The sequence below is a fragment of the Rothia kristinae genome, assembly GCF_016028855.1.
GTDB classification, from domain to species: domain Bacteria; phylum Actinomycetota; class Actinomycetes; order Actinomycetales; family Micrococcaceae; genus Rothia; species Rothia kristinae.
The window spans coordinates 799282-818056 of sequence record NZ_CP065738.1; the positions used below are offsets into that span (position 1 = coordinate 799282).

Sequence of the window (18775 nt, forward strand, 5' to 3'; positions counted from 1 at the left end):
GATCTCCCCCGGCGACGTCGTGGCGATGCCCTGACGACGTCGTGGCGATTGGGGAGCCTTCCGGTGCTTCGGGAGCCCTGGCAGTGCTCCCGAAACACCGAAAGGCTCCCGAGACGGCGGCACCCCTGAAACAGGGCCCGGAAAACGGCACCCCCGAAGCGGGGCCCCGAGACGGGAAGGCCCGGGCCCCTACGCCAGCGGCTCCCCCTGCATCGGCCCCTCGGTGTTGGGCTTCCAGCCCAGCTCCGGGGCGATGTGCTCGGCGAAGTTCCGCAGGATGTGCACGTTCAGGTCCACCCCGATCTGCGAGGGGATCGTGAGCATCAGGGTGTCCGCGGCCTGCACGGCGGCGTCGTTCTTCAGCTGCGCGACCAGCTCATCCGGCGCGCCCGCGTAGGTGCGGCCGAAGGTGGCGCGGTACCCGTCGATGATGCCGATCTGGTCCCCGTCCGTGCCCCCGGCGCCGAACAGCATCCGGTCCCGCTGATCCACCACCGGGAACACCGACCGGGAGACGGACACCCGGGGGCTGCCCTCGTGTCCGGCCTCCTTCCAGGCGGCCCGGTAGCGCTGGATCTGCTCGGCCTGCAGGTCCCCGAAGGCGTCGCCGGTGGCCTCGGTGAGCAGGGTCGAGCTCATCAGGTTGACCCCCATGCGCCCGGCCTGCTCGGCGGTGTCCCGGGAGCCTGCGCCCCACCAGATGCGCCGATCCAGCCCCGGGGAATGCGGCTCCACCGCCAGCTTCCGACCGGGCCCGTACTGCTCCGGGTCCGCCGTGGCCAGGGCCTCCCCGCGCACCGCGCGCAGGAAGAGGTCGAACTTCGCCCGGGCCAGGTCCGCCCCGCGGGGATCCTTCGACCCCGTGTATCCGAAGGTCTCCCAGCCGCGCAGGGCCGGCTCGGGGGATCCCCGGGACACCCCCAGGGCCACCCGGCCGTCGGAGAGCAGGTCCAGGGCCGCGGCCTCCTCCGCCAGGTGCAGCGGGTTCTCGTACGACGAGCGGATGGAGCGGGTCGACATGCTGCGGGCGCTGGGCAAGCAGCTCGAGAACGAGGCGCTTCGTCATGAGGACGAGGCGCGCAGGATCACCGGCAGGGTCCGATGATGGAGATGACGGAATAGCCCCGGCCAGGGCCGGCCGGGGCTATCGGTGAAGAGGGAGAGGTCCATGCTCGGCAGGTGCGCTGGGCCGGTCGTGATCTTGGGTCAGGTGAGTTCGGTGATGAGGTCGCGGATGCGGGATCCGATCTCGTTATGGATGGGGTGCACCGCGTCGAGCTCAAGTCCTGCGGGGTTGTTCAACTGCCAGTCCTCGTAGCGTTTGCCGGGGAAGATCGGGCAGGTGTCGCCACATCTCGTCGTGCTCACTGCAGCCGAGGTCTGCGCGGTATCGGTGGCGAGCAGCGTGGCATGGTCGAAGGGTTGGATTGCGCACACGGCGAGGGCCTCGCCAGTGGCGAGGCCCTCGTGGCTGTTCCTATGACACAGCATCGAAGTTCCGTGGGAAGGATCAGCCTTCTGTCTTGGCGTCCTGGCAGCAGCTCATGTCTGCCTGCCGAGGTGCTTCAGTGTTGGTGTTCTGCTGCTTATCGTCTTCGTCGGCCGGGACGATCTCGACGTTGCAGCAGTCCGACTGCTCGTTCTTCGAGCGTCCGGTGAACAGGTCCTTCAGTCCCATGGTGGTTCCTTTCCTGTGGTGGGTTTACGGGGACAGTTGTCGGGATCAGGCTGTGATCGTGAGGATGTAGCCGCCGGCGATCGCGACGGCCAGGATGCTAACGACGAATGTCACGAGAAGCCGTGGCTTGAAGACCGCCGTGAGCATCGAGACCTCTGGCGGGGAGGCCCCGGCCCCGCCGATCATCAGGGCGAAGATCGGGCCGAGGGCCACACCGGCGGACTGGAGGGCCAGCCCGATCGGGAGCATGGTCTCCAAGCGGATGTAAAGTGGGATGCCGATGATCGCCGCGAGGGGCACCGCCCACCAGATGTTGGCTCCGGCGAAGGCGGTCAGCTGATCCTCGGGGACGAACTCGTAGATCGCGGCTCCGATCGCCACGCCGATGAGCATGGGCACAAGCAGGGGGCGCAGATCGGTCCAGGCTTGGCGGAGCGCTCCGGGCATCTCGTCGCGCATTCCTTTCCACGGCTCGGGCGTCTTCTCGCCCTGTACGCGCACGCGCTTGAGCGCCTTCTCCAGGCCCAGGCCGCGCCATACCCACGGGGCGAGCAGTGAGACGGCCAGGGTGAAGAGCGTGTAGACGATGGCGGTCGTCCACCCGAAGATGATTCCGATGCCGCCGACGATGATCGGGTTGAGCAGCGGTGAGGCGATGAGGTAGGTCATCGCTGTCTGGAAGGCGACCCCGGCGTTGAGCATTCCGACCAGCATCGGCAGTGTCGAGCAGGAGCAGAATGGAGTCACCGCCCCCAAAAGTAGTCCCTTGATGGGTCCGGGGACTTTCCCGCTGCTCATCCAGTCGCGCATCTTCTCCGGGCCGAATCGCCGGTTGATCAGCGCGACGACGGTCGAGACGACGAGGAAGAGGGCCAGCAGCTCGCCCAGCAGCAGTGCGAAGGTGCCGAGCGTGTCAGTCAGCATCGGTCACCACACTGCGTGCCGGGATCTCGGCCTCGGTGCAGCAGGCTCGCTGTCCGGCGGGAGTCAGGGTTGCAAGGTGGGCCAGCCATTGGACTGGGGCGGCCAACTGTTCGCAGCAGATCGAGATGAGGTTCGACCGGCCCTGCGGGGCCACTTCGATCAGTTCCGCTTTGAGCAGGGCGGAGACGTGGTGGCTGACCAGTGCCTGGCTGAGGCCGGTGGCCTCCTGCAGCTGCTTGTTCGTCTTGGCGCCATCGGCGAGGCACAGCACGATTGTCAGACGGTTCTCGTCGGCCAGAGCCGAGAGGGTGGGGGCCAGGTAGGCGGCGCGTTCTTTGGCCGAGAGGTCCGAGGCCACGGCCGGAATTTGTATCGGTGAAGACATACCCCCACACTTACAAGCGACTGCTTATGACACAAGCGACGGCTTATCTATTGTGGGGGTGACGCCGCGGGGAGATGGCTGGTGATGTCATGGACTGCGTCCTTGGCCGTCCTGCCCGTCCCGATCAGGGTGGCTGAGGCGAAGCCGGTCCAGTCCCCGTACCCGAGCAGGTGCAGGCGGGGCTCGTCGGCGGAGCGTGTGCCGATGGTCTTGGGCACGCCGTTCTCGCGCCTCAGGCCCAGGGAGGCGAGATGGTTCAGGGCGGGACGGAAACCCGTGCACCAGATGATCGCGTCGTAGGGATCCATGGTGCCGTCGCTCCAGGCCGCTCCCTCGGCGGTGAGCCGGTCGAACAGGGGGCGGGGACGCAGCACGCCGCGGTCGCGGGCAGCACGGACACTGGGGACCATGACGATGTCGCCCAGACCGGAGACGCCATCGGCATGTGTTCCCGCCTTCCGGGCGGCTTCTTCTCGGGTGGCGGTGTCGAAGAGCACGCGGCCATCGACATCATCGGGCATGAATCGGGGCGGGTGTCGGGTCGCCCAGGTCGTCTCCGCGATGGTGGAGACCTCGGCGACGATCTGCGCGGCGGAATTGCCGGCACCGACGACCAGCACCCGCTGGCCGCGGAATCGCTCCGGGACGGAGTAGTCGACCGTGTGTAGCTGCTCGCCCGCGAACTCGGCCATGCCCGGATAGGCGGGCATGAAGGGGGTTTCCCAGGTGCCGGTAGCACTGATGACAAACGCGGCGTGCCAGGTGCCCCGGTCGGTCTCAACGCTGAGCCCGCGGCTGTGGGCGCGGACGTCGCTGACCTGGACGGGCCGGTGCACCGGCAGCTCGTAGCGCTGTTCGTAGTCGTGCAGGTACTCGACGACGTGACCGGCGGTGGGGAACCTCTCGCCCCGCTGGCGCGGCATCGGCCAGCCCGGCAGCGGGCTGTACTCGGCCGGGGAGAACAGTCGCAGCGAGTCCCAGCCGTGACGCCAGGCCCCGCCTGCACGGTCCTGCCGGTCGAGGATCACGAAGTTCAGCCCCGCCCGGCGCAGATAGTAGCCGGCGGCCAGGCCCGCTTGGCCACCGCCGATCACAACGACGTCGGCATGCTCACTCATCGGTCTCCTGAGGACCGAGCAGTTCGGCGATGAGGATGCGGACGCGGGTCTCGATCTCGTTCCGGATAGTGCGCACGGCCTCGAGCCCAAGCCCTGCGGGGTCGTCGAGCTGCCAGTCCTCGTAGCGCTTGCCGGGGAGAAACGGGCAGGTATCGCCGCACCCCATCGTGATGACCACATGAGCGGTCTGCACCGCGTCGGGGGTCAGCAGCTTCGGACGCTCGGCCGTGATGTCGATGCCGACCTCGCGCATGGCCTCGACCACGGCCGGGTTGAGCTGGTGGGCGGGCTCCGACCCAGCGGAGCGGACCGCGATGCGGCCCGCGGCGTGGTGGGTTAGGAAGGCGGCGGCCATCTGGGAGCGCCCGGCGTTGTGGACGCAGACGAACAACACCGTCGGAGTGGTATCGGTGGTCATCGGGGGCTCGTTTCGTTCTGGTAGGGGTCGGTGCGGAACCAGCGGCGTGCAGCCCACAGGGAGACGTAGACGAGAGCGACGAGGACAGGCACCTCGATCAACGGGCCGACCACCCCGGCCAGCGCCTGCCCACTGGTTGCGCCGAAGGTGCCGATGGCGACGGCGATGGCGAGCTCGAAGTTGTTGCCCGCCGCGGTGAACGCCAGCGTGGTCGATCGGGCGTAGCCGAGGCCGATGCCCTTGCCGAGTAAGAGGCCCGCGGACCACATGAGCGCGAAGTAGACCAGCAGCGGCAACGCGATCCGGGCGACATCGAGGGGATTCTGCGTGATGGCTTCGCCTTGGAGGGCGAAGAGCAGCACGATCGTGAACAGCAGTCCGTAGAGCGCCCACGGCCCGACGCGCGGGATGAACTTCTCCTCGTACCAGGCGCGGCCCTTGCGTTTCTCACCGATCCAGCGGGTCGCGAACCCCGCGAACAGCGGTACGCCGAGGAAGACGAGCACGTTGAGGGCGATCTGCCCGACCGAGACGTGCAGACCCTGGGTGTCGAGGCCGAGCCAGCCGGGGAGAGTCGTGAGGTAGAACCAGCCGAGGAACGAGAACGCGATGACCTGGAAGATCGAGTTGATCGCCACCAGCACGGCGGTGGCTTCGCGGTCACCGCAGGCGAGGTCGTTCCAGATCACGACCATCGCGATGCAGCGGGCCAGGCCGACCATGATGAGGCCGGTGCGGTACTCGGGCAGATCGGGCAGGAACAGCCACGCGAGGGCGAACATGACCGCGGGGCCGACCAGCCAGTTCAGCACCAGCGACGAGACGAGGAGTTTCTTGTCTCCGGTGACGGCGGCGATCTTGTCGTAGCGGACTTTCGCCAGCACCGGATACATCATCACCAGCAGGCCCAGGCCGATCGGCACCGAGATGCCCGCAATCTCCATCTTCGTGAGCACGTCGGCCAGGGCGGGGATGAAGCGGCCGAGGAGGAGGCCGGCGATCATCGCCAGCCCGATCCAGACCGGCAGCCACTTATCCAGCGTCGACAACTGCCGCCTCGCCGCAGCCGCAGGCGCTGGGGTGTTCGTGCTCGTGGTGTTCGGGGGTGCGGGCATCGTGCTGCTCAGCCTCCTCGTCAGCTCGGGGTATGCGGTTAGTTCGTAGGCTTAGTGGCGCGGATGATCGCGGCGTGCATCCCGTCCGCGGCCTCGTGCGTGAACTCCACGCTCGCACCCGTGAACCCCGCCTTGGCGAGGCCGTCGAGGTACTCGGTCTTCGAGAGGGCTCCGGCGATACAGCCGACGTAGGAGCCGCGCTCGGCCCGCTCTTCGGGGGTGAGGCGGTCTTCGGCGACGACATCGGAGACCCCGATCCGCCCGCCGGGGGTGAGGACGCGGAACATTTCGGCGAGCACGGCGGGCTTGTGGGTGGAGAGGTTGATGACGCAGTTGGAGATCACCACATCCACCGCCCCGTCCGGCAACGGCACGTCCTCGATCGTGCCCTTGAGGAACTCGACGTTCTCCGCACCGGCTTCGGCCTTGTTCTTCTCGGCCAGGGCGAGCATCTCGTCGGTCATGTCCACCCCGTACGCGAACCCGGTCGGCCCGACCCGACGGGCGGACAGCAGCACGTCAATACCGCCGCCGGAACCGAGATCGAGCACGCGCTCACCCTCGTGGAGCTCGGCGACCGCCGTGGGGTTACCGCAGCCCAGGCTCGCCTCAACAGCATCGAGTGGGAGCCCGGCGGCGGTGGCGTCGTCGTAGAGACCCGCGCCGAAGCTACGCTCGGTAGGAGCGCAGCACGACTCGTCCGCCGCCTCATTCGATCCCTCTGTAGCAGGGGTGCTGGAACAACACGAGGAGGCAGGCGTCTCTTCGACCAGGAGGTCGGCGTTGCGGGTGCCGGTGCTGACCGCGGTCGCGGCCTGGGCGTAGCGGGCGCGGACCTGTTCGCGCAGCTCGGTGTTCTCGCTCATCATCTGCTCCTCGGGATCGTAAACCTCTACGCATTGATACTCTTCGATGCATCGACAGTTGTCAATGCGTGGCGTAGGATCGGGAGCATGACAACCTCACTGCCGCTGATCGCGACCGATGCCGGAGGGTGCTGCGCCCCGGTGACCGGCGGGGTGCTCGCGGTCGGGGATGCGCAGCAGTTGGCGCGGATGTTCAAGGCCCTGGGTGATCCGACCCGTGTGCGGCTGTTGTCGATGATCGCTGCGCAGTCCGGAGGGGAGGCGTGCGTGTGCGATCTGACCGAGCCTGTCGGCCTCTCCCAGCCCACGGTCTCGCATCACATGAAGCAGCTCGTCGACGCCGGCCTGGTCACGCGTGAGCAGCGCGGCAAGTGGGCCTACTACGCGGTCGTTCCCGAGATCCTGGGGATGCTCTCGGCCGCGCTCGACCCGCAGACACTGAGCACTAACACTCCCGCGTGCTCCTGCTGAGGAGATTCGGGGTTCAGCGGCGCAGGGCGGCGTAGCGGTGCCACGATGCTCCCGCGAGGGTTCCAGTTCGTCGGGCTCATGCTCAAGGCGGGGCTGCTGGTGCTGCCGGAGGACGACGGCCCCGATTTCCGCGAGACGAAGGGTGCGCTGCGCACGGCATGGCGGGAGTTCCAGGCGTTCCAGGCCCGCTCGCCCATCTGGCGGCTCGCGCTCATGGCCGTGCTGTACACGGTCGGCTTCATGGTCGTGCGGCTGCTGCTGACGCAGGCGATGGGGATCTTCCAGAACGTCTGGATCGCAGGCGGCATCTCGGCGCTCGTCGCCTCGGTGATCGTCGCCCCGACGCTCATCAGCAACCTCATCAAGGGGGTCGGCTCCAAGACGGGCGTGAAGGTCACGAAGGACAAGAGCGACCGCGATGTCGAGCATGTGCGCCGGGACGAGGGCGTGAAGCCGTCGCCGGCCGACGAGGCCGGGTTCATCCCTGAGGTCCCTGAGGACGACAGCGACTGGAGGCAGTCTGCGTGAGACCCGCACTCCGTTACCTCCCACACGGCAAGCGCCCCGGACGAGATGTCCGGGGCGCTTCTGTGTGTCGTGGGGGCTCAGGTGGTCGCGTAGGCACCGGAGCCGCTCAGGGCGGCGTAGAGGGTCGTGCGTGACACACCCAGCTCCCTGGCCACCCGAGCATGGGCGACGCCCGCCTCGACCCGCTCGCGGGCCTCAGTGATCTGCTCGGGGCTCAGGCGCACCGTCCTGGCATAGGTGCCCTTCTTCTTGGCGATGGCGATGCCCTCGGCCTGGCGCTCTCGGATGGTCGCCCTCTCGAGCTGTGCCATCGCAGCCAGCACGGTGAGCATGAACTCTCCCTGCGGCGTATCGGTGTTCAGCGCAGGATTGTCGATGAACTCGATCTGGACGTCCTTGGCGCGCAGTTGCTCGACGAGGGCGAGCAGGTCGGTGGTCGACCGGGCGAGGCGGTCGGGGCTCTTGACGAGCACGGTGTCGCCCTCGCGGACGTACTCGATCATCCGGGTCAGCTCGGGGCGCTCCCGACTGCTGCCGGAGATCTTCTCCGTGAAGATCTTGTCGGCCCGGCTGAGCACCTCGAGCTGCCGGTCGAGGTGCTGGTCGGCCGAGCTGACCCGCGCGTAGCCGACGAGCTTACCTGTGGTGTTCATATCGTTTAGACCCCCTGTGCAGATGTGTCCATCCTATCAAAATGCGACCCTGGTGAACAGCTCGTAGTCAGGGACTCGCCCCGTGTTCAACGGGTACACCTCGCTGGACAGGTGCTCAGCTGGTAGGTGACCACACTGTGGATGTGATGGCTTGGTGGCGGGTTTCTGTGATTGCTCAGTGGCGGTGCAGGCGCGGTCAGGTGTCGGCCGTGGTGCGGCGCAGCTCGCGGTAGATGGTGGTGCGGGAGACGCTGAACAGCTCGGCGAGCTCGGCTTGGGTGTGTTCGCCGGCCGTGTGCAACGTCAGCAGGTGCTTGCGCTGAGAGGGCGAGAGCTTGGGCTTCTTGCCTTTGAGTTTGCCCTTGACGCCTGTGGCCGAGTGTTCAGTTCGCGCTGTATAGTTCACTGCATGCTGACTATTGCTTCGCGTCTCGACGTGATGAACCGCCTGGGTCGTGCACTGGCCGACCCCACTCGATCCCGGATCATCTTGACCCTGCTCGACCATCCCGCTTACCCGGCGGAACTGGCCCGAGATCTGGACCTGACACGCCCGAACGTGTCCAACCACCTGGCATGCCTGCGCGATTGCGGGATCGTCGTCTCCGAGCCCGAGGGTCGTCGGACACGATATGAGATCGCCGATTCGCACCTGGCGCAGGCGCTGACGGCACTGGTCGATGCCACCCTGGCAGTGGACGAAGACGCCCCGTGCATCGATCCCGCCTGCTCGCTTCCCGGATGCGACGCAGCTGGGGAGGGCGCATGATCCTCACCTCGGTCTTGCAGGCGATGGGCCTGTTCGCAGCGACCAACATCGACGACATCATCGTGCTCTCCCTCTTCTTCGCGCGAGGGGCAGGCCAGCGCGGCACTACCGCCCGCATTCTGGCCGGCCAGTACCTCGGATTCGCCGGCATCCTCGGTGCCGCGGTCCTGGTGACCATCGGTGCCGGAGCATTCCTGCCCTCGGCAGCCATCCCGTACTTCGGTCTCATCCCTCTGGGCCTCGGCCTCTGGGCCGCATGGCAGGCCTGGCGCGGAGACGATGACGACGATGACGACGAGGCCAAGGTTGCCGGCAAGAAGGTCGGCGTGTGGACAGTCGCAGGCGTCACCCTTGCCAACGGCGGCGACAACATCGGCGTCTACACCCCTGTCTTCCTCAGTGTGGAACCTCTCGCAGTAGTCGCCTACTGCATCGTCTTCCTCGCGCTCGTCGCGGTCCTGGTGGCCCTGGCAAAGTTCGTCGCCACCCGCCCCCCGATCGCCGAAGTGCTCGAACGCTGGGAGCACATCCTCTTCCCCATCGTTCTCATCGGCCTCGGCATCGTGATCCTTGTCAGCGGCGGAGCCTTCGGACTCTGACGTAGCGGCAGCGATCCAAACGGCCCCGACCGGGCGCACCCCTCTCGGTCCAGACCGCGACACCTACCTGCAGCCAGTCCTGCGTGATCGCGGCAACAAGACCGCCACAGAGCGCTGCAAAAACCCCGCCACCAAGCGAACGAAGCCACAACCACACCTCCCGATGCCCGGTGATCCGACGAAGGAGGATCGACGGGCGCCCTGTTCTGCGTGCGGGACCTCAGCCGTCCTCGAGTCGACGCAAGATGTTCGCCAACAGAATCACGGCATCCGCGGTGATGCCGGTCGTGGTCCGGTCGGCCTTCGGTGAGTGCTTCATCTTGTGGGCGAGAGCCGATGCCTTCTTGGTCAGCCCCCGCAGCTCCTCATTGGACTTGCCGGGCAAACGGTGGTCGATGTACGCGCCGATGCGGATGTCGGTCTTGTCCACCGGAGGCTCTGAGAGTCCCGGTGGGCAGTGCACCTCAGGGTCGTAGACATGGGCGCTGAGCGCCTCGAGGACGCCGACGCAGCGGTTGCCCACGTCCTTGTAGTCGACAGGCGTGGAGGCTGACCTGAAGCGATGCCGCAGCTGTGAGATGTGATCGTCGACGTCAGTCCAGCCGAGATCGCCGTGCGGCGAGATGCCTTCGGTCAGTTCGCCCATGAACTGCTGTTCCTCTGCCTCCTCGAGCTGATCTTGGATCGGCCGGAACACCTTCTCGATGATGTCGCGCCGAGCTTGCCAATCCCCATAGGCACCTTCAGCGATCCAGTGACTGTGGAAGGACGAGAAGTCGCGCCACGGAGGGTCGAAGACGATGCCTCTTCGCTTGAGGAGCATGCGGAGCGCCCTGAGCGCGGCCCTCGCCTCGTCCTCGTCGGTCCGCAGGTGCGACTTCTCGGTGCCGTAGGACTCGTACTCTGCTCGGACGAGCCTGGTGAGCTCGAGCGCTGTCTCCGGTGGGTTCGGGTCGTGGGCGGTGCCCTGTGCGAGCTGGGTGATCAGGTCAGCGTTGAGAACCGGCTTCGATGAATCCCAGGGGTTGCCAGTCCCTGCTGGCTCCTGGAAGAAATCACTAATGCGCATGCTTCATTATCCCTTGACCCCTGCATTCACGGAGATCAAGAAAAAGACCCCCGAGGAGCGGATGCTCCCCGGGGGTCTCGTGATCGCGCTCAGCTCTCCTGCTTCTGCAGCAGCTTCGAGGTGACGTGGTTCTGGTGCGGGATGGTGATCGAGCCGTCGTCGTTGACCGTGCCGTAGACGTTGTAGCTCATCAGGCCGACGAAGGTCAGCTCGTCGCCGTTGCGGCTCCACGAGCAGTCCTCGTCGATCTCGGCCTGCGGGTTGGTCCGCTCCTGGTGGCCGCAGGTGCCGTCCTCGCCGAGGATCAGCATGTAGCGCCCCTCCTTGGCGTCGAGGTAGGTGCCCTCGAGGTTGTTGCCGCTGCAGCCGGCGAGCAGGGCGGTGGCGGCGATGGCGAGCGTGGTGGCGGTGATCAGGTGGCGTCGCATGGTGGGGCTCCTATGGGAGGCAGGGATCTGTCAGACATGCTATAGGCGCGTTTACGTGACAGTGCAGTAAACGCGCCTATAGATCAGAGGTTGCGGAAGACGATGACGCCGCCGTCCTCGGCGTCCTCGACCGTGTAGTCCATGAGCAGGTCACGTGCCCACTGGTCGTAGTCGATGTAGCGGCGGGCCTCATCGGAGACACCCTCAAGGAGGCCGCCCTCCTCAAGCATGTGGTCGGCGTACTCGCGTCATGAGCACCACTCGCCCTTGTACACGTCCTCGAACGCCTCGAGCGACGGGAAGTCGCCCTCACCCTCGGCGACATAGCTGCCGGACCGGACCCAGGCGAAGAGGGCTTCCTGCTGGTGCTCCGGCACCGAGGTGAGGACGCGACCCCACTGGGCCGCGGTCATGGGGTCCATCTCGCCGGTGACAGGGATGCCCTCGTGGTCCATCACCCAGAGTTCTTCGTGGTCGGTCGCGTGACCGTGCAGCTGGGCCGGCGTGACCTCGTCGCAGTCCTCGGCGTCGTACCACCTGCCGACGAGATCGGCTTCTGAATAACACGTGAGACAGCCAAGCCACGCGCGGGGCTCGGTGTGGCGGATGATGCGGGCGCTGGTCGTCATGGGGTCCTCCTCGTCCGTGAGCAGGCTGATCACCTACTCCTCGGGAGGTCTCCCGGCCACGCCTGGCGTGGCGTGTCAGCGGCTGCTGTGCCACTTCGACGACACGAGCGTCATGAAGCTAAGTGCTCGTAGCGCATGTTCGTTTTATGGCTCTCGTTTTCTCGGTCCGCGTCCCTCTACAGGTACCGGCAGACCTGGTCTGGGCTGCATGTGTCGGGGTCCGGGTGCGCCGCGTCGTGCCGGAGGTCGGCGATGGTGCCGTGCAGGGCGGTGAGCTGGGCGATCTGCTGCTCGATCTCGGCCAGGCGCGCGTCGAGGAGGTCTCGCACGTGCTCGCAGGGCGCGTGGCCGCTGTCGCGGATGTCGAGGATTTGGTGGATCTGGGCGAGGGTGAGGCCTGCGGCCTGGCCACGGTGAACGAAGTCGATCCGGGCGACGGCGTCGGGCGCGTAGTCGCGGTACCCGGATGGCGTCCGGTCGGCCGGGGGCAGCAGTCCCTGCTCTTCGTAGAACCGGAGCGTCTTCGAGGTGGTGCCCGCGCGTTCGGCGAGTTCTCCGATGCGCATTGCGGCCTCCGATCATTCGGCAGGGGCCACGCTTGGCCTTCCCCTGCACTGGAAGGTCCAGTATGGCTGAAACGGAACAGAAGTCCAAGCCTTGACGGGAGCAGCGATGCCTACGAAGTACGATCTCGCCATCATCGGATCGGGCGGCGGAGCGTTCGCCGCCGCGATTCGCGCGACCATGCTCGGGAAGTCGGTGGTGATGATCGAGCGTGGCACGCTCGGCGGCACCTGCGTGAACACGGGCTGCGTGCCGTCGAAGGCCCTCATCGCCGCCGCCGATGCACGGCACGTCGCCGCCGACGCCGCCGACCGGTTCCCGGGGATCGCGACGACGGCAGGCCCAGTGGACATGCCCGCGCTGATCGCCGGGAAGCAGGCGTTGGTCGAGACGATGCGGGGCGAGAAGTACGCCGACGTCGCCGATTCATACGGGTGGCACGTCCGGCGGGGAGACGCCGGGTTCGCAGGCACCCCGGACGCGCCGGTGTTGGAGGTCACCACCGCAGACGGAGCGGTCGAGACGATCGAGGCCGAGCACTACCTGGTCGCCACCGGTGCGCGGCCGTGGGCTCCGCCGATCGACGGCCTGGACGAGGCCGGGTACCTGACCTCGACCACGGCGATGGACCTGACCGAGGTCCCCGAGTCGATGCTGGTGCTCGGCGGCGGCTACGTCGCCCTGGAGCAGGCGCAGCTGTTCGCCCGCCTCGGCTCCCAGGTCACCGTGCTGGTGCGGTCCCGGCTCGCGTCGAAGGAGGAGCCGGAGGTGTCCCGGACACTGCAGGAGGTGTTCGCCGACGAGGGCATCCGGGTGGTCCGCCGCGCGGTGCCGACCCGGGTGTCCCGGGACGCGGCGACCGGGCAGGTCGTGGTTACCGCGGACGTGTCCGGCGGCTCGCAGGAGTTCCGCGCCGACCAGGTGCTCGTCGCCCTCGGACGCCGTCCCGTCACCGACGGCTTGAACCTCGATGCGGTCGGGGTGAAGACCGGGGACTCCGGCGAGGTGGTCGTCTCCGACCATCTGCAGTCGTCGAACCCGCGGATCTGGGCCGCGGGCGACGTGACCGGGCACCCGGAGTTCGTCTACGTCGCGGCCCACCACGGCACCCTCGTCGCCGAGAACGCGTTCGCCGACGCCGACCGGTCCGTCGACTACTCCCATCTGCCGCGGGTGACGTTCACCGGACCGGCGATCGGCGCGGTCGGGATGACCGAGAAGGAGGTCGTCGCCGCGGGGATCCGCTGCGACTGCCGCGTGCTGCCCCTGGAGTATGTGCCCCGGGCGGTGATCAACCGCGACACCCGCGGGTTCATCAAGATCGTCGTGAACGCCGATACGAGCGAGATCCTCGGCCTCACCGCCGTCGCCAAGGACGCCGGGGAACTCGCCGCCGCAGGCGTCCACGTGCTCGGCAAGACCATCGCCGAAGTCGCCGACGCCTGGGCCCCCTACCTGACCATGACCGAAGGCATCCGGATCGCCGCGAAGTCCTTCACCACCGACCCGTCACTGCTCTCGTGCTGCGCATGAACGGCAACGCATGCAATCGGGGAGATCTCATCCGGAAGAGGTGCAGACGATGAGCGCCGATCACGACCGCGACGAACGGCGCGCCGGTCCCATCGTCGCCGCAGGGACCGGGCTGCTCCTACTGGCATGCTGCGCGCTTCCGTTGCTGCTCTCCTGCGGCCTGCCGCTCATCGCGGCGGGCGGAGCACTCGCAGGCGTCGGAGGGCTCCTCGGCAATCCCTGGATCATCGGTGCCGGGATCGCCGTCGCGATGGCCGTCACGGCCGGTATGCTCGTCAGGCTACGGCGGCGGCACCGAGGCCGCAGGACTGGCTGCTGCGAAAATCCTTCGACTGCTGATCGGAACCGGTAGCTCGATCGGATCCAGCCATCACCGCCAACGGGGCCACCTCGGCATCCCGCGGCCCTTCCAGGTCTCCACGAGACCGGCGACCCAGCGGACGGATGCGAAGAGTCCGTAGCCAGCCCCGGCGAGGCCCATGGAGACCACGAGCCAGCGACCGATCCCGAGCCACACGCTCCCGTCCACGTCGAGGGCCCACTGAGCGCCCGTGATAAGCCCGGCGACGGCCATCCAAACACCCGCGACGATCACTGCGACCGGCAGCAGCGCGAGGCACATCGACGCGGCGACAGACCAAAGCTGACGGGCCTCCAGCTTCGCCGTTGTGGCGATGATCTTTTCGGCCCGCTCGTTCGCGGCGTCAATCTTGGCTGTTGCCACGGCCCCGGCGACGGCAGCGGCCCTCTCGATCGACTGCACAGCCTGATCCCGGGCCGTGCTGATCGCACTCGTCGCCTCGACGCTGGCTTGGGTGATCGACTCCCGCCAGGCCTTCTGCGCACCGTTCGCGGCCCGCTCGAACTTAGCCCGGCTCTCATCGAGATGCTTGGCGGCAGCCTCGGACTTAGAGGCTGAGCCCTTCAGACTCTCCCCGTTGAGGTTCACGCTCATACCCGCGAGAGTGGACGCGATTCCGGCGAGCAGTTCGCTGTTCTCGTTCGACTCCGGCGGCGGCGACGTTGAGGTCAGCTGATGCGAGATCGCGGAGAGCTGCTTCTCCTGCTCCTCGCTGTCCACCTTCACGAACCCCGCGAGCTTCTTCTGCTGCTCGGTCAGCGTGGCGATCCTCGTATTCTGCGCCTCGACGGCGACGAGGATCGAGGTCAACAGCTCCATCGTCTCCGGACTGCCGAGCGGTTGCGGCGACTGCACGGGCCCGTTCTGCTGCTTCAGCCTGTCGAGTGCTACGCTCATGTTCCTGCTCCTTCTGCTGCTGGTGGTAGTCGAAGAACGCCTGCGCGCCCTCCGGGGTGAAGTCCGCCGAGAGTGCGCTCGTGCGCTTGCGGCGCTCGGCACGCCCGGACTCGCCGCGGCGGTCCTCGATGTAGAGCGTCCAGGTCTCCTACCCGGCGCGTTTGCCCTTCTTGCTGACGGGGCTGTGCAGCCGCATCCGTGGCACCCGATCCCCGTCATCACCGAGCTGCTGGTTCTGCTCCTCGATCACCGAGACCAGACCGGCCTTGTCCACCGCGCGGGGATCGGCCAGCGCCGCACTCATCCGGTCGCCCATCTCGCGGTCGAGCGACCCCTCGGCGAAGTCTTCGCGGCGCAGCTCCCAGTCCTTCGGCGCGTGCTCCAGCCGCTTCACGACCGAGAGCCCGTGCTCGCGCATCAGCTCGTCGTTCGCCGACTGCACGCCCTTCTGATTCCCGGCCTTGCGGTCGTGGAACGTGCGATAGTCCGAGAGCGCCTTTCCCGTGCGGTTGTTGTGATTGAGAACCAAAATATGGTTGTGCGGCTTCTTTCCCCGCCCATCCACACGACTGACGACGAGGCAGTCGGAATCCGGGTGCATCTTCTTGGCGAGCTGGTAGCCCAGGTCGTTCACCCGCTGCACGTGTTCGGGGTTCTTCGGGTCGAACTCCTCGTCGCTGAACGACTGGCGGTAGTGCAGCGTCTCGACCTCGCGCGTCGTGTTCTGCGTGAGCGCCCGAGCGCGCGCCGAGAACGCGCCGGGGCCTCCCGGCACATCGCACGTGATCGCGACGCCCCGCTCGTCCTCCTTGCCCCGGATATAGCGCTCCGTGTCGGCGGCGCTGGCGCTCGGGCTGTAGTGCGTCGTGCTCATGACGCCGTCCGATCACCGAGCAGGGCGCGGACCTCGCGCAGCAGCTCGATCAGCTCGGGCACCTCCGACGACAGCGCCACCGCCTCACCGGCACGTGCTCGGTGGTCCAGGTCGTTGACGTTGATCGCCAGCGGGCGGATCTGCGCGGCCAGCTCGCGCGCGTCCGCCGACACCTGCGCGCGCGCCTCGACGCCGAGCAGGTGCGCGGCCACGGCGGCGTCCAGCTCCTCGCTCCGAGAGGCGTGGAGGGCATCGCGCACGACGGCCCGCACCCACGTGCTCGGAGCCAGCCCGAGCCGCTTCGCACGAGTGCGAAGCGCCGCGAGCGTGGCCTCTCCGAAGTCGGTATCGAGCTTCGCGCGGCCCCCACGACGACGCTTCGCGCCGCCGTGACTCTGCCGCACAGCCTCCGCATCAGCCCGACCCGTGTTCACCTGGGAGTCGGTCTGCTGCTCCACCTGTACGCCAGAGTGGCAAGCAGTAGGCATGTCGGACACATCGCTGACGCTCGTGTCCTCCATGTCTGCTTGCGAGGGGCCTCCGGCCCCCTCGACCCCCTGGAAGAGCGCGTCCAGTTCGGTGCTCATGCGGCACCTCCGATCAGTGCCAGCGGCACGTCCGGACTCCGCACGGCGAGCCCGCTCAGCAGCTCCGCGACCGCGCCGTCCGCGTCGTGGTCGGCCGAGGTCTCCGGACCGTAGGTCAGTTCCCGCGACCCGGCGTTCCGGTGGTACGCGTTCCCGTACATGCCGGGCGTGTGCGCGGCGGCCGGAACGCTGCACTGATGCCACTCGTAGGGCTCGATCCTTCCGATGTGCTGCACGAGGTAGCGGTTGATCTCGTCGGCACGGTAGACCTTCACGACCGAGGCCAGGCGGCGGATGAACTGGTCCAGCGCCTCGTCCACGTTGCCCTTCTGACGGGCGTAGTAGAAGAACTCGACGGGCTCGATCGTCGCCGTGATGACGATGAGACGCGGGGCCACCTCGCCCTTGTTCTTATAGCGCGCCTTCGCCGGGGAGGCGTTGTACGGATCGAGCAGCAGCAGCCAGTCGTTCGCGTCCATCGCCGAGGCGCGCAGATCGTCGAGCAGCAGCAATTCCTCCCCGCGCCAGTCATCGAGGGGGTTCCCCGTGGCGGCCCGGTAGACCTGCCACCGCTCGCCGTGGGCGTTCGCCGCGTTGATCGCCTCGGTGATGAAGTCCGTGGCGAACCGGGTCTTGCCGATACCGGCATCCCCGTGCACGAATACCACGTGCGTCGAGAACTCACCGGCGCGGAGCTTCGCCGCCGCCCGGTACGCGCGGCGTTGACCGTAGGCGGACAGGGCATCGTCGATCTCCCGCTGATGCCGCGAGTAGATGTCGAACAGTTCATCGGTAAGCATGATCTGATCGCGCGTGATCTCGCCCTGGAGCACGCGCTCGCGCATGTCCTCGAAGTTCTCGGCGACGACCTTCTTCTTCACGTGGGCGCGACCCTTGAGCCACGTCTCCCGGCGCTGGGCGTCGATGCCGAGGTAGTCCGGCCCGCGCACCGTGGCGACCTCCGAAGGCGCGTACTGGTGCTTGTCCGCGTACTTCACGTGCGTCAGGTACGAGAGCATGTTGTCGAAGGCGTACCGCCCGCGACCGGGCTTCTCGACGTACTGCGGTTCGACGCCGATGCCAAACGCGAGCCGATCCAGAGGCGCGCTCTTCGCGCGGCTGGCGAACTTGATCACCGCGTGCAGGTGATCCGGCTTCGGCTCGACCACGAGGGTCTTCTCGGTGTCGCTCCAGACCTCGCGCTCGTCCTTGTCGTGCACGATGCCGTAGGCCTCGACGACCTCACAGCCGATCGCCTCGAGCCGCTGCACCACGTAGGCGAGGATCGCCCCGGCTCCCTGCTGGAGCAGCGCGGCCCCGTTCGCGTCCTCGGCGGCCCAGGTCCAGTACGACGGATCGAGGTACTGCGTGAGCCCGATGCTCGTCGGGTTGTTCTCCTGCTTAGCCACGGCGACCACCGCCCAGGACGTCGGAAGGAGCGTGCGGCGCCTTAAATGACCCCCTATTGACCCCCAAATGATCCTGCGGGGTCACGCGGTGGAGCGAAGGCGAAACCGGCAGCTGACCAGGCATGTTGTTGCATGGCGCGGCAATCGACAAGCCCTTGCCGCGCCCGTAGGAACGGATGAGGCTTCCAGAACTCTTGGAGTGCGGAGCACGGATGAGGACGGGCATCACGACGACGGGCAGCCCGCCTCCGGCGGATGCCAGGCCAGGCCCATCGGTCGGGCTGGTCAGGTCAGCGGGAGCGGTGGCGCTGGTGCGTTCGGCGGCGTTCATCGGGCACCACCCTTGCGGTAACGCTTGATGACGGCCTGATGCGTGACGCCGAGGGCGTCGCCGATCTTGGCCCAGGTCACCCCGTCGGCGCGGGCATCGGCGACGGCCATCTCGACGGCCTCCTCCAGCACGGAGCGGAGCACGCCGAGGTCGTAGAGGTGCGCTTCGCTGTCGGCGAGGGTGGGGTCGCCCACACGCCAGCGGAAGCCGTTCACGTGGGCGAAGGCGGCGGAGTTGGCGCTCATCAGCGATCACCACCCATCACGGCGGCGACCGCGGCCCGCTGGCGCGGAGTCAGCGGCATGCGGGCCAGGCGCTCACCAGCTCGGCGACCGGCGGCGAGGGCGGCAGCGATGACGGGATCGAGCCCATCAGCCTGCGGATCGGGGGGCGAATCCTGGTCGAGCCCAGGGCAGTCCAGCGCAGATGCGCGGGGAGCGTCGATAACGACAGACATCGGAAGTCCTCAAACATGAGTGTGCTTCCGGTTCCCCGCCACGGTAATTGGGCTGTTTGACCGGCTACTCATCCGGGAGTAGTACCGCCAGCTTCAAAGTCTGGCCCCCGAT

General features: G+C 67.4%; 24 protein-coding genes and 1 pseudogene. 5 read left to right on the forward strand and 20 right to left on the reverse strand.

Annotated features, from left to right (window positions below; all coding sequences use genetic code 11):
- Positions 1–189: 189 nt before the first annotated feature.
- The 9 genes from I6G21_RS03575 to arsM all read right to left on the reverse strand — a co-directional run bounded on the left by I6G21_RS03575 (position 190) and on the right by arsM (position 6504).
- Positions 190–1020: an LLM class flavin-dependent oxidoreductase gene (locus I6G21_RS03575; RefSeq protein ID WP_058730769.1), complete on the reverse strand. Its 831-nt coding sequence runs from the start codon at positions 1018–1020 to the stop codon at positions 190–192.
- 186 nt (positions 1021–1206) lie between these two features.
- Positions 1207–1437 (reverse strand): low molecular weight phosphatase family protein, encoded by a 231-nt coding sequence (locus I6G21_RS10835; RefSeq protein WP_174520361.1) that lies wholly within the window; start codon positions 1435–1437, stop codon positions 1207–1209.
- A 73-nt stretch (positions 1438–1510) separates the two neighbouring features.
- Entirely contained in the window at positions 1511–1678 is a 168-nt protein-coding gene (locus I6G21_RS03585) for a hypothetical protein (protein ID WP_165590097.1), read from the reverse strand.
- 45 nt (positions 1679–1723) lie between these two features.
- Positions 1724–2602, reverse strand: a complete 879-nt coding sequence (locus I6G21_RS03590) for a permease (protein ID WP_058730771.1) — start codon at positions 2600–2602, stop codon at positions 1724–1726.
- The gene (locus tag I6G21_RS03595; RefSeq protein ID WP_224799551.1) at positions 2592–2960 is read right to left on the reverse strand and encodes an ArsR/SmtB family transcription factor; all 369 of its coding nucleotides are present in this window, start codon (positions 2958–2960) and stop codon (positions 2592–2594) included. Before I6G21_RS03595 ends, I6G21_RS03590 begins: the two co-directional genes overlap by 11 nt.
- A 74-nt stretch (positions 2961–3034) precedes the next feature.
- The gene (locus I6G21_RS03600) at positions 3035–4105 is read right to left on the reverse strand and encodes an ArsO family NAD(P)H-dependent flavin-containing monooxygenase (protein ID WP_081046163.1); all 1071 of its coding nucleotides are present in this window, start codon (positions 4103–4105) and stop codon (positions 3035–3037) included.
- The gene (locus I6G21_RS03605) at positions 4098–4523 is read right to left on the reverse strand and encodes an arsenate reductase ArsC (protein ID WP_075514598.1); all 426 of its coding nucleotides are present in this window, start codon (positions 4521–4523) and stop codon (positions 4098–4100) included. The genes I6G21_RS03600 and I6G21_RS03605 overlap by 8 nt, the downstream gene beginning before the upstream one ends.
- The gene (gene arsB, locus I6G21_RS03610) at positions 4520–5638 is read right to left on the reverse strand and encodes an ACR3 family arsenite efflux transporter (protein WP_081046164.1); all 1119 of its coding nucleotides are present in this window, start codon (positions 5636–5638) and stop codon (positions 4520–4522) included. The genes I6G21_RS03605 and arsB overlap by 4 nt, the downstream gene beginning before the upstream one ends.
- Before the next feature lie 38 nt (positions 5639–5676).
- Entirely contained in the window at positions 5677–6504 is an 828-nt protein-coding gene (arsM, locus tag I6G21_RS03615; protein WP_058730794.1) for an arsenite methyltransferase, read from the reverse strand.
- An 87-nt stretch (positions 6505–6591) separates the two neighbouring features.
- Between arsM and I6G21_RS03620 the strand changes: the two genes are divergently transcribed.
- Together I6G21_RS03620 and I6G21_RS03625 are read left to right on the forward strand one after the other, a co-directional pair.
- Positions 6592–6975, forward strand: a complete 384-nt coding sequence (locus I6G21_RS03620) for an ArsR/SmtB family transcription factor (protein WP_058730776.1) — start codon at positions 6592–6594, stop codon at positions 6973–6975.
- A gap of 78 nt (positions 6976–7053) precedes the next feature.
- Positions 7054–7503, forward strand: a complete 450-nt coding sequence (locus I6G21_RS03625; RefSeq protein ID WP_129358014.1) for a hypothetical protein — start codon at positions 7054–7056, stop codon at positions 7501–7503.
- A gap of 77 nt (positions 7504–7580) precedes the next feature.
- Here I6G21_RS03625 and I6G21_RS03630 read toward each other — a convergent pair whose 3' ends face one another.
- On the reverse strand, positions 7581–8156 hold the full coding sequence (locus tag I6G21_RS03630; RefSeq protein ID WP_058730778.1) for a recombinase family protein: 576 nt from the start codon (positions 8154–8156) through the stop codon (positions 7581–7583).
- Positions 8157–8352: 196 nt separating this feature from the next.
- Positions 8353–8562, reverse strand: a complete 210-nt coding sequence (locus I6G21_RS03635; protein ID WP_456239056.1) for a helix-turn-helix domain-containing protein — start codon at positions 8560–8562, stop codon at positions 8353–8355.
- Positions 8563–8565: 3 nt separating this feature from the next.
- Between I6G21_RS03635 and cmtR the strand changes: the two genes are divergently transcribed.
- Positions 8566–8925: a Cd(II)/Pb(II)-sensing metalloregulatory transcriptional regulator CmtR gene (cmtR, locus tag I6G21_RS03640; RefSeq protein WP_006590980.1), complete on the forward strand. Its 360-nt coding sequence runs from the start codon at positions 8566–8568 to the stop codon at positions 8923–8925.
- Positions 8922–9524: a cadmium resistance transporter gene (locus tag I6G21_RS03645; protein WP_016997609.1), complete on the forward strand. Its 603-nt coding sequence runs from the start codon at positions 8922–8924 to the stop codon at positions 9522–9524. The genes cmtR and I6G21_RS03645 overlap by 4 nt, the downstream gene beginning before the upstream one ends.
- Before the next feature lie 220 nt (positions 9525–9744).
- Here I6G21_RS03645 and I6G21_RS03650 read toward each other — a convergent pair whose 3' ends face one another.
- From I6G21_RS03650 to I6G21_RS03665, 4 genes and pseudogenes are all read right to left on the reverse strand, one after another.
- Positions 9745–10593, reverse strand: a complete 849-nt coding sequence (locus I6G21_RS03650) for a hypothetical protein (protein WP_058730780.1) — start codon at positions 10591–10593, stop codon at positions 9745–9747.
- Positions 10594–10682: 89 nt separating this feature from the next.
- The gene (locus I6G21_RS03655) at positions 10683–11021 is read right to left on the reverse strand and encodes a hypothetical protein (protein WP_058730781.1); all 339 of its coding nucleotides are present in this window, start codon (positions 11019–11021) and stop codon (positions 10683–10685) included.
- Positions 11022–11104: 83 nt separating this feature from the next.
- Positions 11105–11650 (reverse strand): annotated as a pseudogene (locus I6G21_RS10925) (antirestriction protein ArdA).
- 176 nt (positions 11651–11826) lie between these two features.
- Positions 11827–12216: a heavy metal-responsive transcriptional regulator gene (locus I6G21_RS03665; protein WP_058730782.1), complete on the reverse strand. Its 390-nt coding sequence runs from the start codon at positions 12214–12216 to the stop codon at positions 11827–11829.
- Between the two features lie 106 nt (positions 12217–12322).
- Here I6G21_RS03665 and merA point away from each other — a divergent pair, with 106 nt between their 5' ends.
- On the forward strand, positions 12323–13747 hold the full coding sequence (gene merA / locus I6G21_RS03670; protein ID WP_058730783.1) for a mercury(II) reductase: 1425 nt from the start codon (positions 12323–12325) through the stop codon (positions 13745–13747).
- 370 nt (positions 13748–14117) lie between these two features.
- On the opposite strand, the gene I6G21_RS10615 is transcribed toward merA, so the two are convergent.
- The 5 genes from I6G21_RS10615 to I6G21_RS03695 all read right to left on the reverse strand — a co-directional run bounded on the left by I6G21_RS10615 (position 14118) and on the right by I6G21_RS03695 (position 18451).
- Positions 14118–15005: an ABC-2 transporter permease gene (locus I6G21_RS10615; protein WP_232238511.1), complete on the reverse strand. Its 888-nt coding sequence runs from the start codon at positions 15003–15005 to the stop codon at positions 14118–14120.
- Positions 15006–15153: 148 nt separating this feature from the next.
- A complete protein-coding gene (locus I6G21_RS10620) occupies positions 15154–15879 on the reverse strand; it encodes a relaxase/mobilization nuclease domain-containing protein (protein WP_232238513.1) in 726 nt (241 codons plus the stop codon).
- Positions 15876–16466 (reverse strand): hypothetical protein, encoded by a 591-nt coding sequence (locus I6G21_RS03685; RefSeq protein WP_058730784.1) that lies wholly within the window; start codon positions 16464–16466, stop codon positions 15876–15878. The genes I6G21_RS10620 and I6G21_RS03685 overlap by 4 nt, the downstream gene beginning before the upstream one ends.
- Complete coding sequence (locus I6G21_RS03690) at positions 16463–17884, reverse strand: Rep family protein (protein ID WP_058730785.1); 1422 nt, start codon at positions 17882–17884, stop codon at positions 16463–16465. Before I6G21_RS03690 ends, I6G21_RS03685 begins: the two co-directional genes overlap by 4 nt.
- A gap of 318 nt (positions 17885–18202) precedes the next feature.
- Positions 18203–18451, reverse strand: a complete 249-nt coding sequence (locus I6G21_RS03695; protein WP_035123395.1) for a helix-turn-helix domain-containing protein — start codon at positions 18449–18451, stop codon at positions 18203–18205.
- Positions 18452–18775: the final 324 nt, after the last annotated feature.

Excerpts from the sequence above, each read along its gene's own strand:
- I6G21_RS03685 (WP_058730784.1), bottom strand. The coding sequence starts at position 16,466 with ATGAGCACCGAACTGGACGCGCTCTTCCAGGGGGTCGAGGGGGCCGGA.
- arsB (WP_081046164.1), bottom strand. The coding sequence starts at position 5,638 with ATGCCCGCACCCCCGAACACCACGAGCACGAACACCCCAGCGCCTGCG.
- I6G21_RS03585 (WP_165590097.1), bottom strand. The coding sequence starts at position 1,678 with ATGGGACTGAAGGACCTGTTCACCGGACGCTCGAAGAACGAGCAGTCG.
- I6G21_RS03620 (WP_058730776.1), top strand. The coding sequence starts at position 6,592 with ATGACAACCTCACTGCCGCTGATCGCGACCGATGCCGGAGGGTGCTGC.
- I6G21_RS03625 (WP_129358014.1), top strand. The coding sequence starts at position 7,054 with ATGCTCAAGGCGGGGCTGCTGGTGCTGCCGGAGGACGACGGCCCCGAT.
- I6G21_RS10615 (WP_232238511.1), bottom strand. The coding sequence starts at position 15,005 with ATGAGCGTAGCACTCGACAGGCTGAAGCAGCAGAACGGGCCCGTGCAG.
- I6G21_RS03665 (WP_058730782.1), bottom strand. The coding sequence starts at position 12,216 with ATGCGCATCGGAGAACTCGCCGAACGCGCGGGCACCACCTCGAAGACG.
- I6G21_RS03655 (WP_058730781.1), bottom strand. The coding sequence starts at position 11,021 with ATGCGACGCCACCTGATCACCGCCACCACGCTCGCCATCGCCGCCACC.
- I6G21_RS03575 (WP_058730769.1), bottom strand. The coding sequence starts at position 1,020 with ATGTCGACCCGCTCCATCCGCTCGTCGTACGAGAACCCGCTGCACCTG.
- I6G21_RS03630 (WP_058730778.1), bottom strand. The coding sequence starts at position 8,156 with ATGAACACCACAGGTAAGCTCGTCGGCTACGCGCGGGTCAGCTCGGCC.
- I6G21_RS10620 (WP_232238513.1), bottom strand. The coding sequence starts at position 15,879 with ATGAGCACGACGCACTACAGCCCGAGCGCCAGCGCCGCCGACACGGAG.
- I6G21_RS03590 (WP_058730771.1), bottom strand. The coding sequence starts at position 2,602 with ATGCTGACTGACACGCTCGGCACCTTCGCACTGCTGCTGGGCGAGCTG.
- merA (WP_058730783.1), top strand. The coding sequence starts at position 12,323 with ATGCCTACGAAGTACGATCTCGCCATCATCGGATCGGGCGGCGGAGCG.
- cmtR (WP_006590980.1), top strand. The coding sequence starts at position 8,566 with ATGCTGACTATTGCTTCGCGTCTCGACGTGATGAACCGCCTGGGTCGT.
- I6G21_RS03650 (WP_058730780.1), bottom strand. The coding sequence starts at position 10,593 with ATGCGCATTAGTGATTTCTTCCAGGAGCCAGCAGGGACTGGCAACCCC.
- I6G21_RS03645 (WP_016997609.1), top strand. The coding sequence starts at position 8,922 with ATGATCCTCACCTCGGTCTTGCAGGCGATGGGCCTGTTCGCAGCGACC.
- I6G21_RS03695 (WP_035123395.1), bottom strand. The coding sequence starts at position 18,451 with ATGAGCGCCAACTCCGCCGCCTTCGCCCACGTGAACGGCTTCCGCTGG.
- I6G21_RS03600 (WP_081046163.1), bottom strand. The coding sequence starts at position 4,105 with ATGAGTGAGCATGCCGACGTCGTTGTGATCGGCGGTGGCCAAGCGGGC.
- arsM (WP_058730794.1), bottom strand. The coding sequence starts at position 6,504 with ATGAGCGAGAACACCGAGCTGCGCGAACAGGTCCGCGCCCGCTACGCC.
- I6G21_RS03605 (WP_075514598.1), bottom strand. The coding sequence starts at position 4,523 with ATGACCACCGATACCACTCCGACGGTGTTGTTCGTCTGCGTCCACAAC.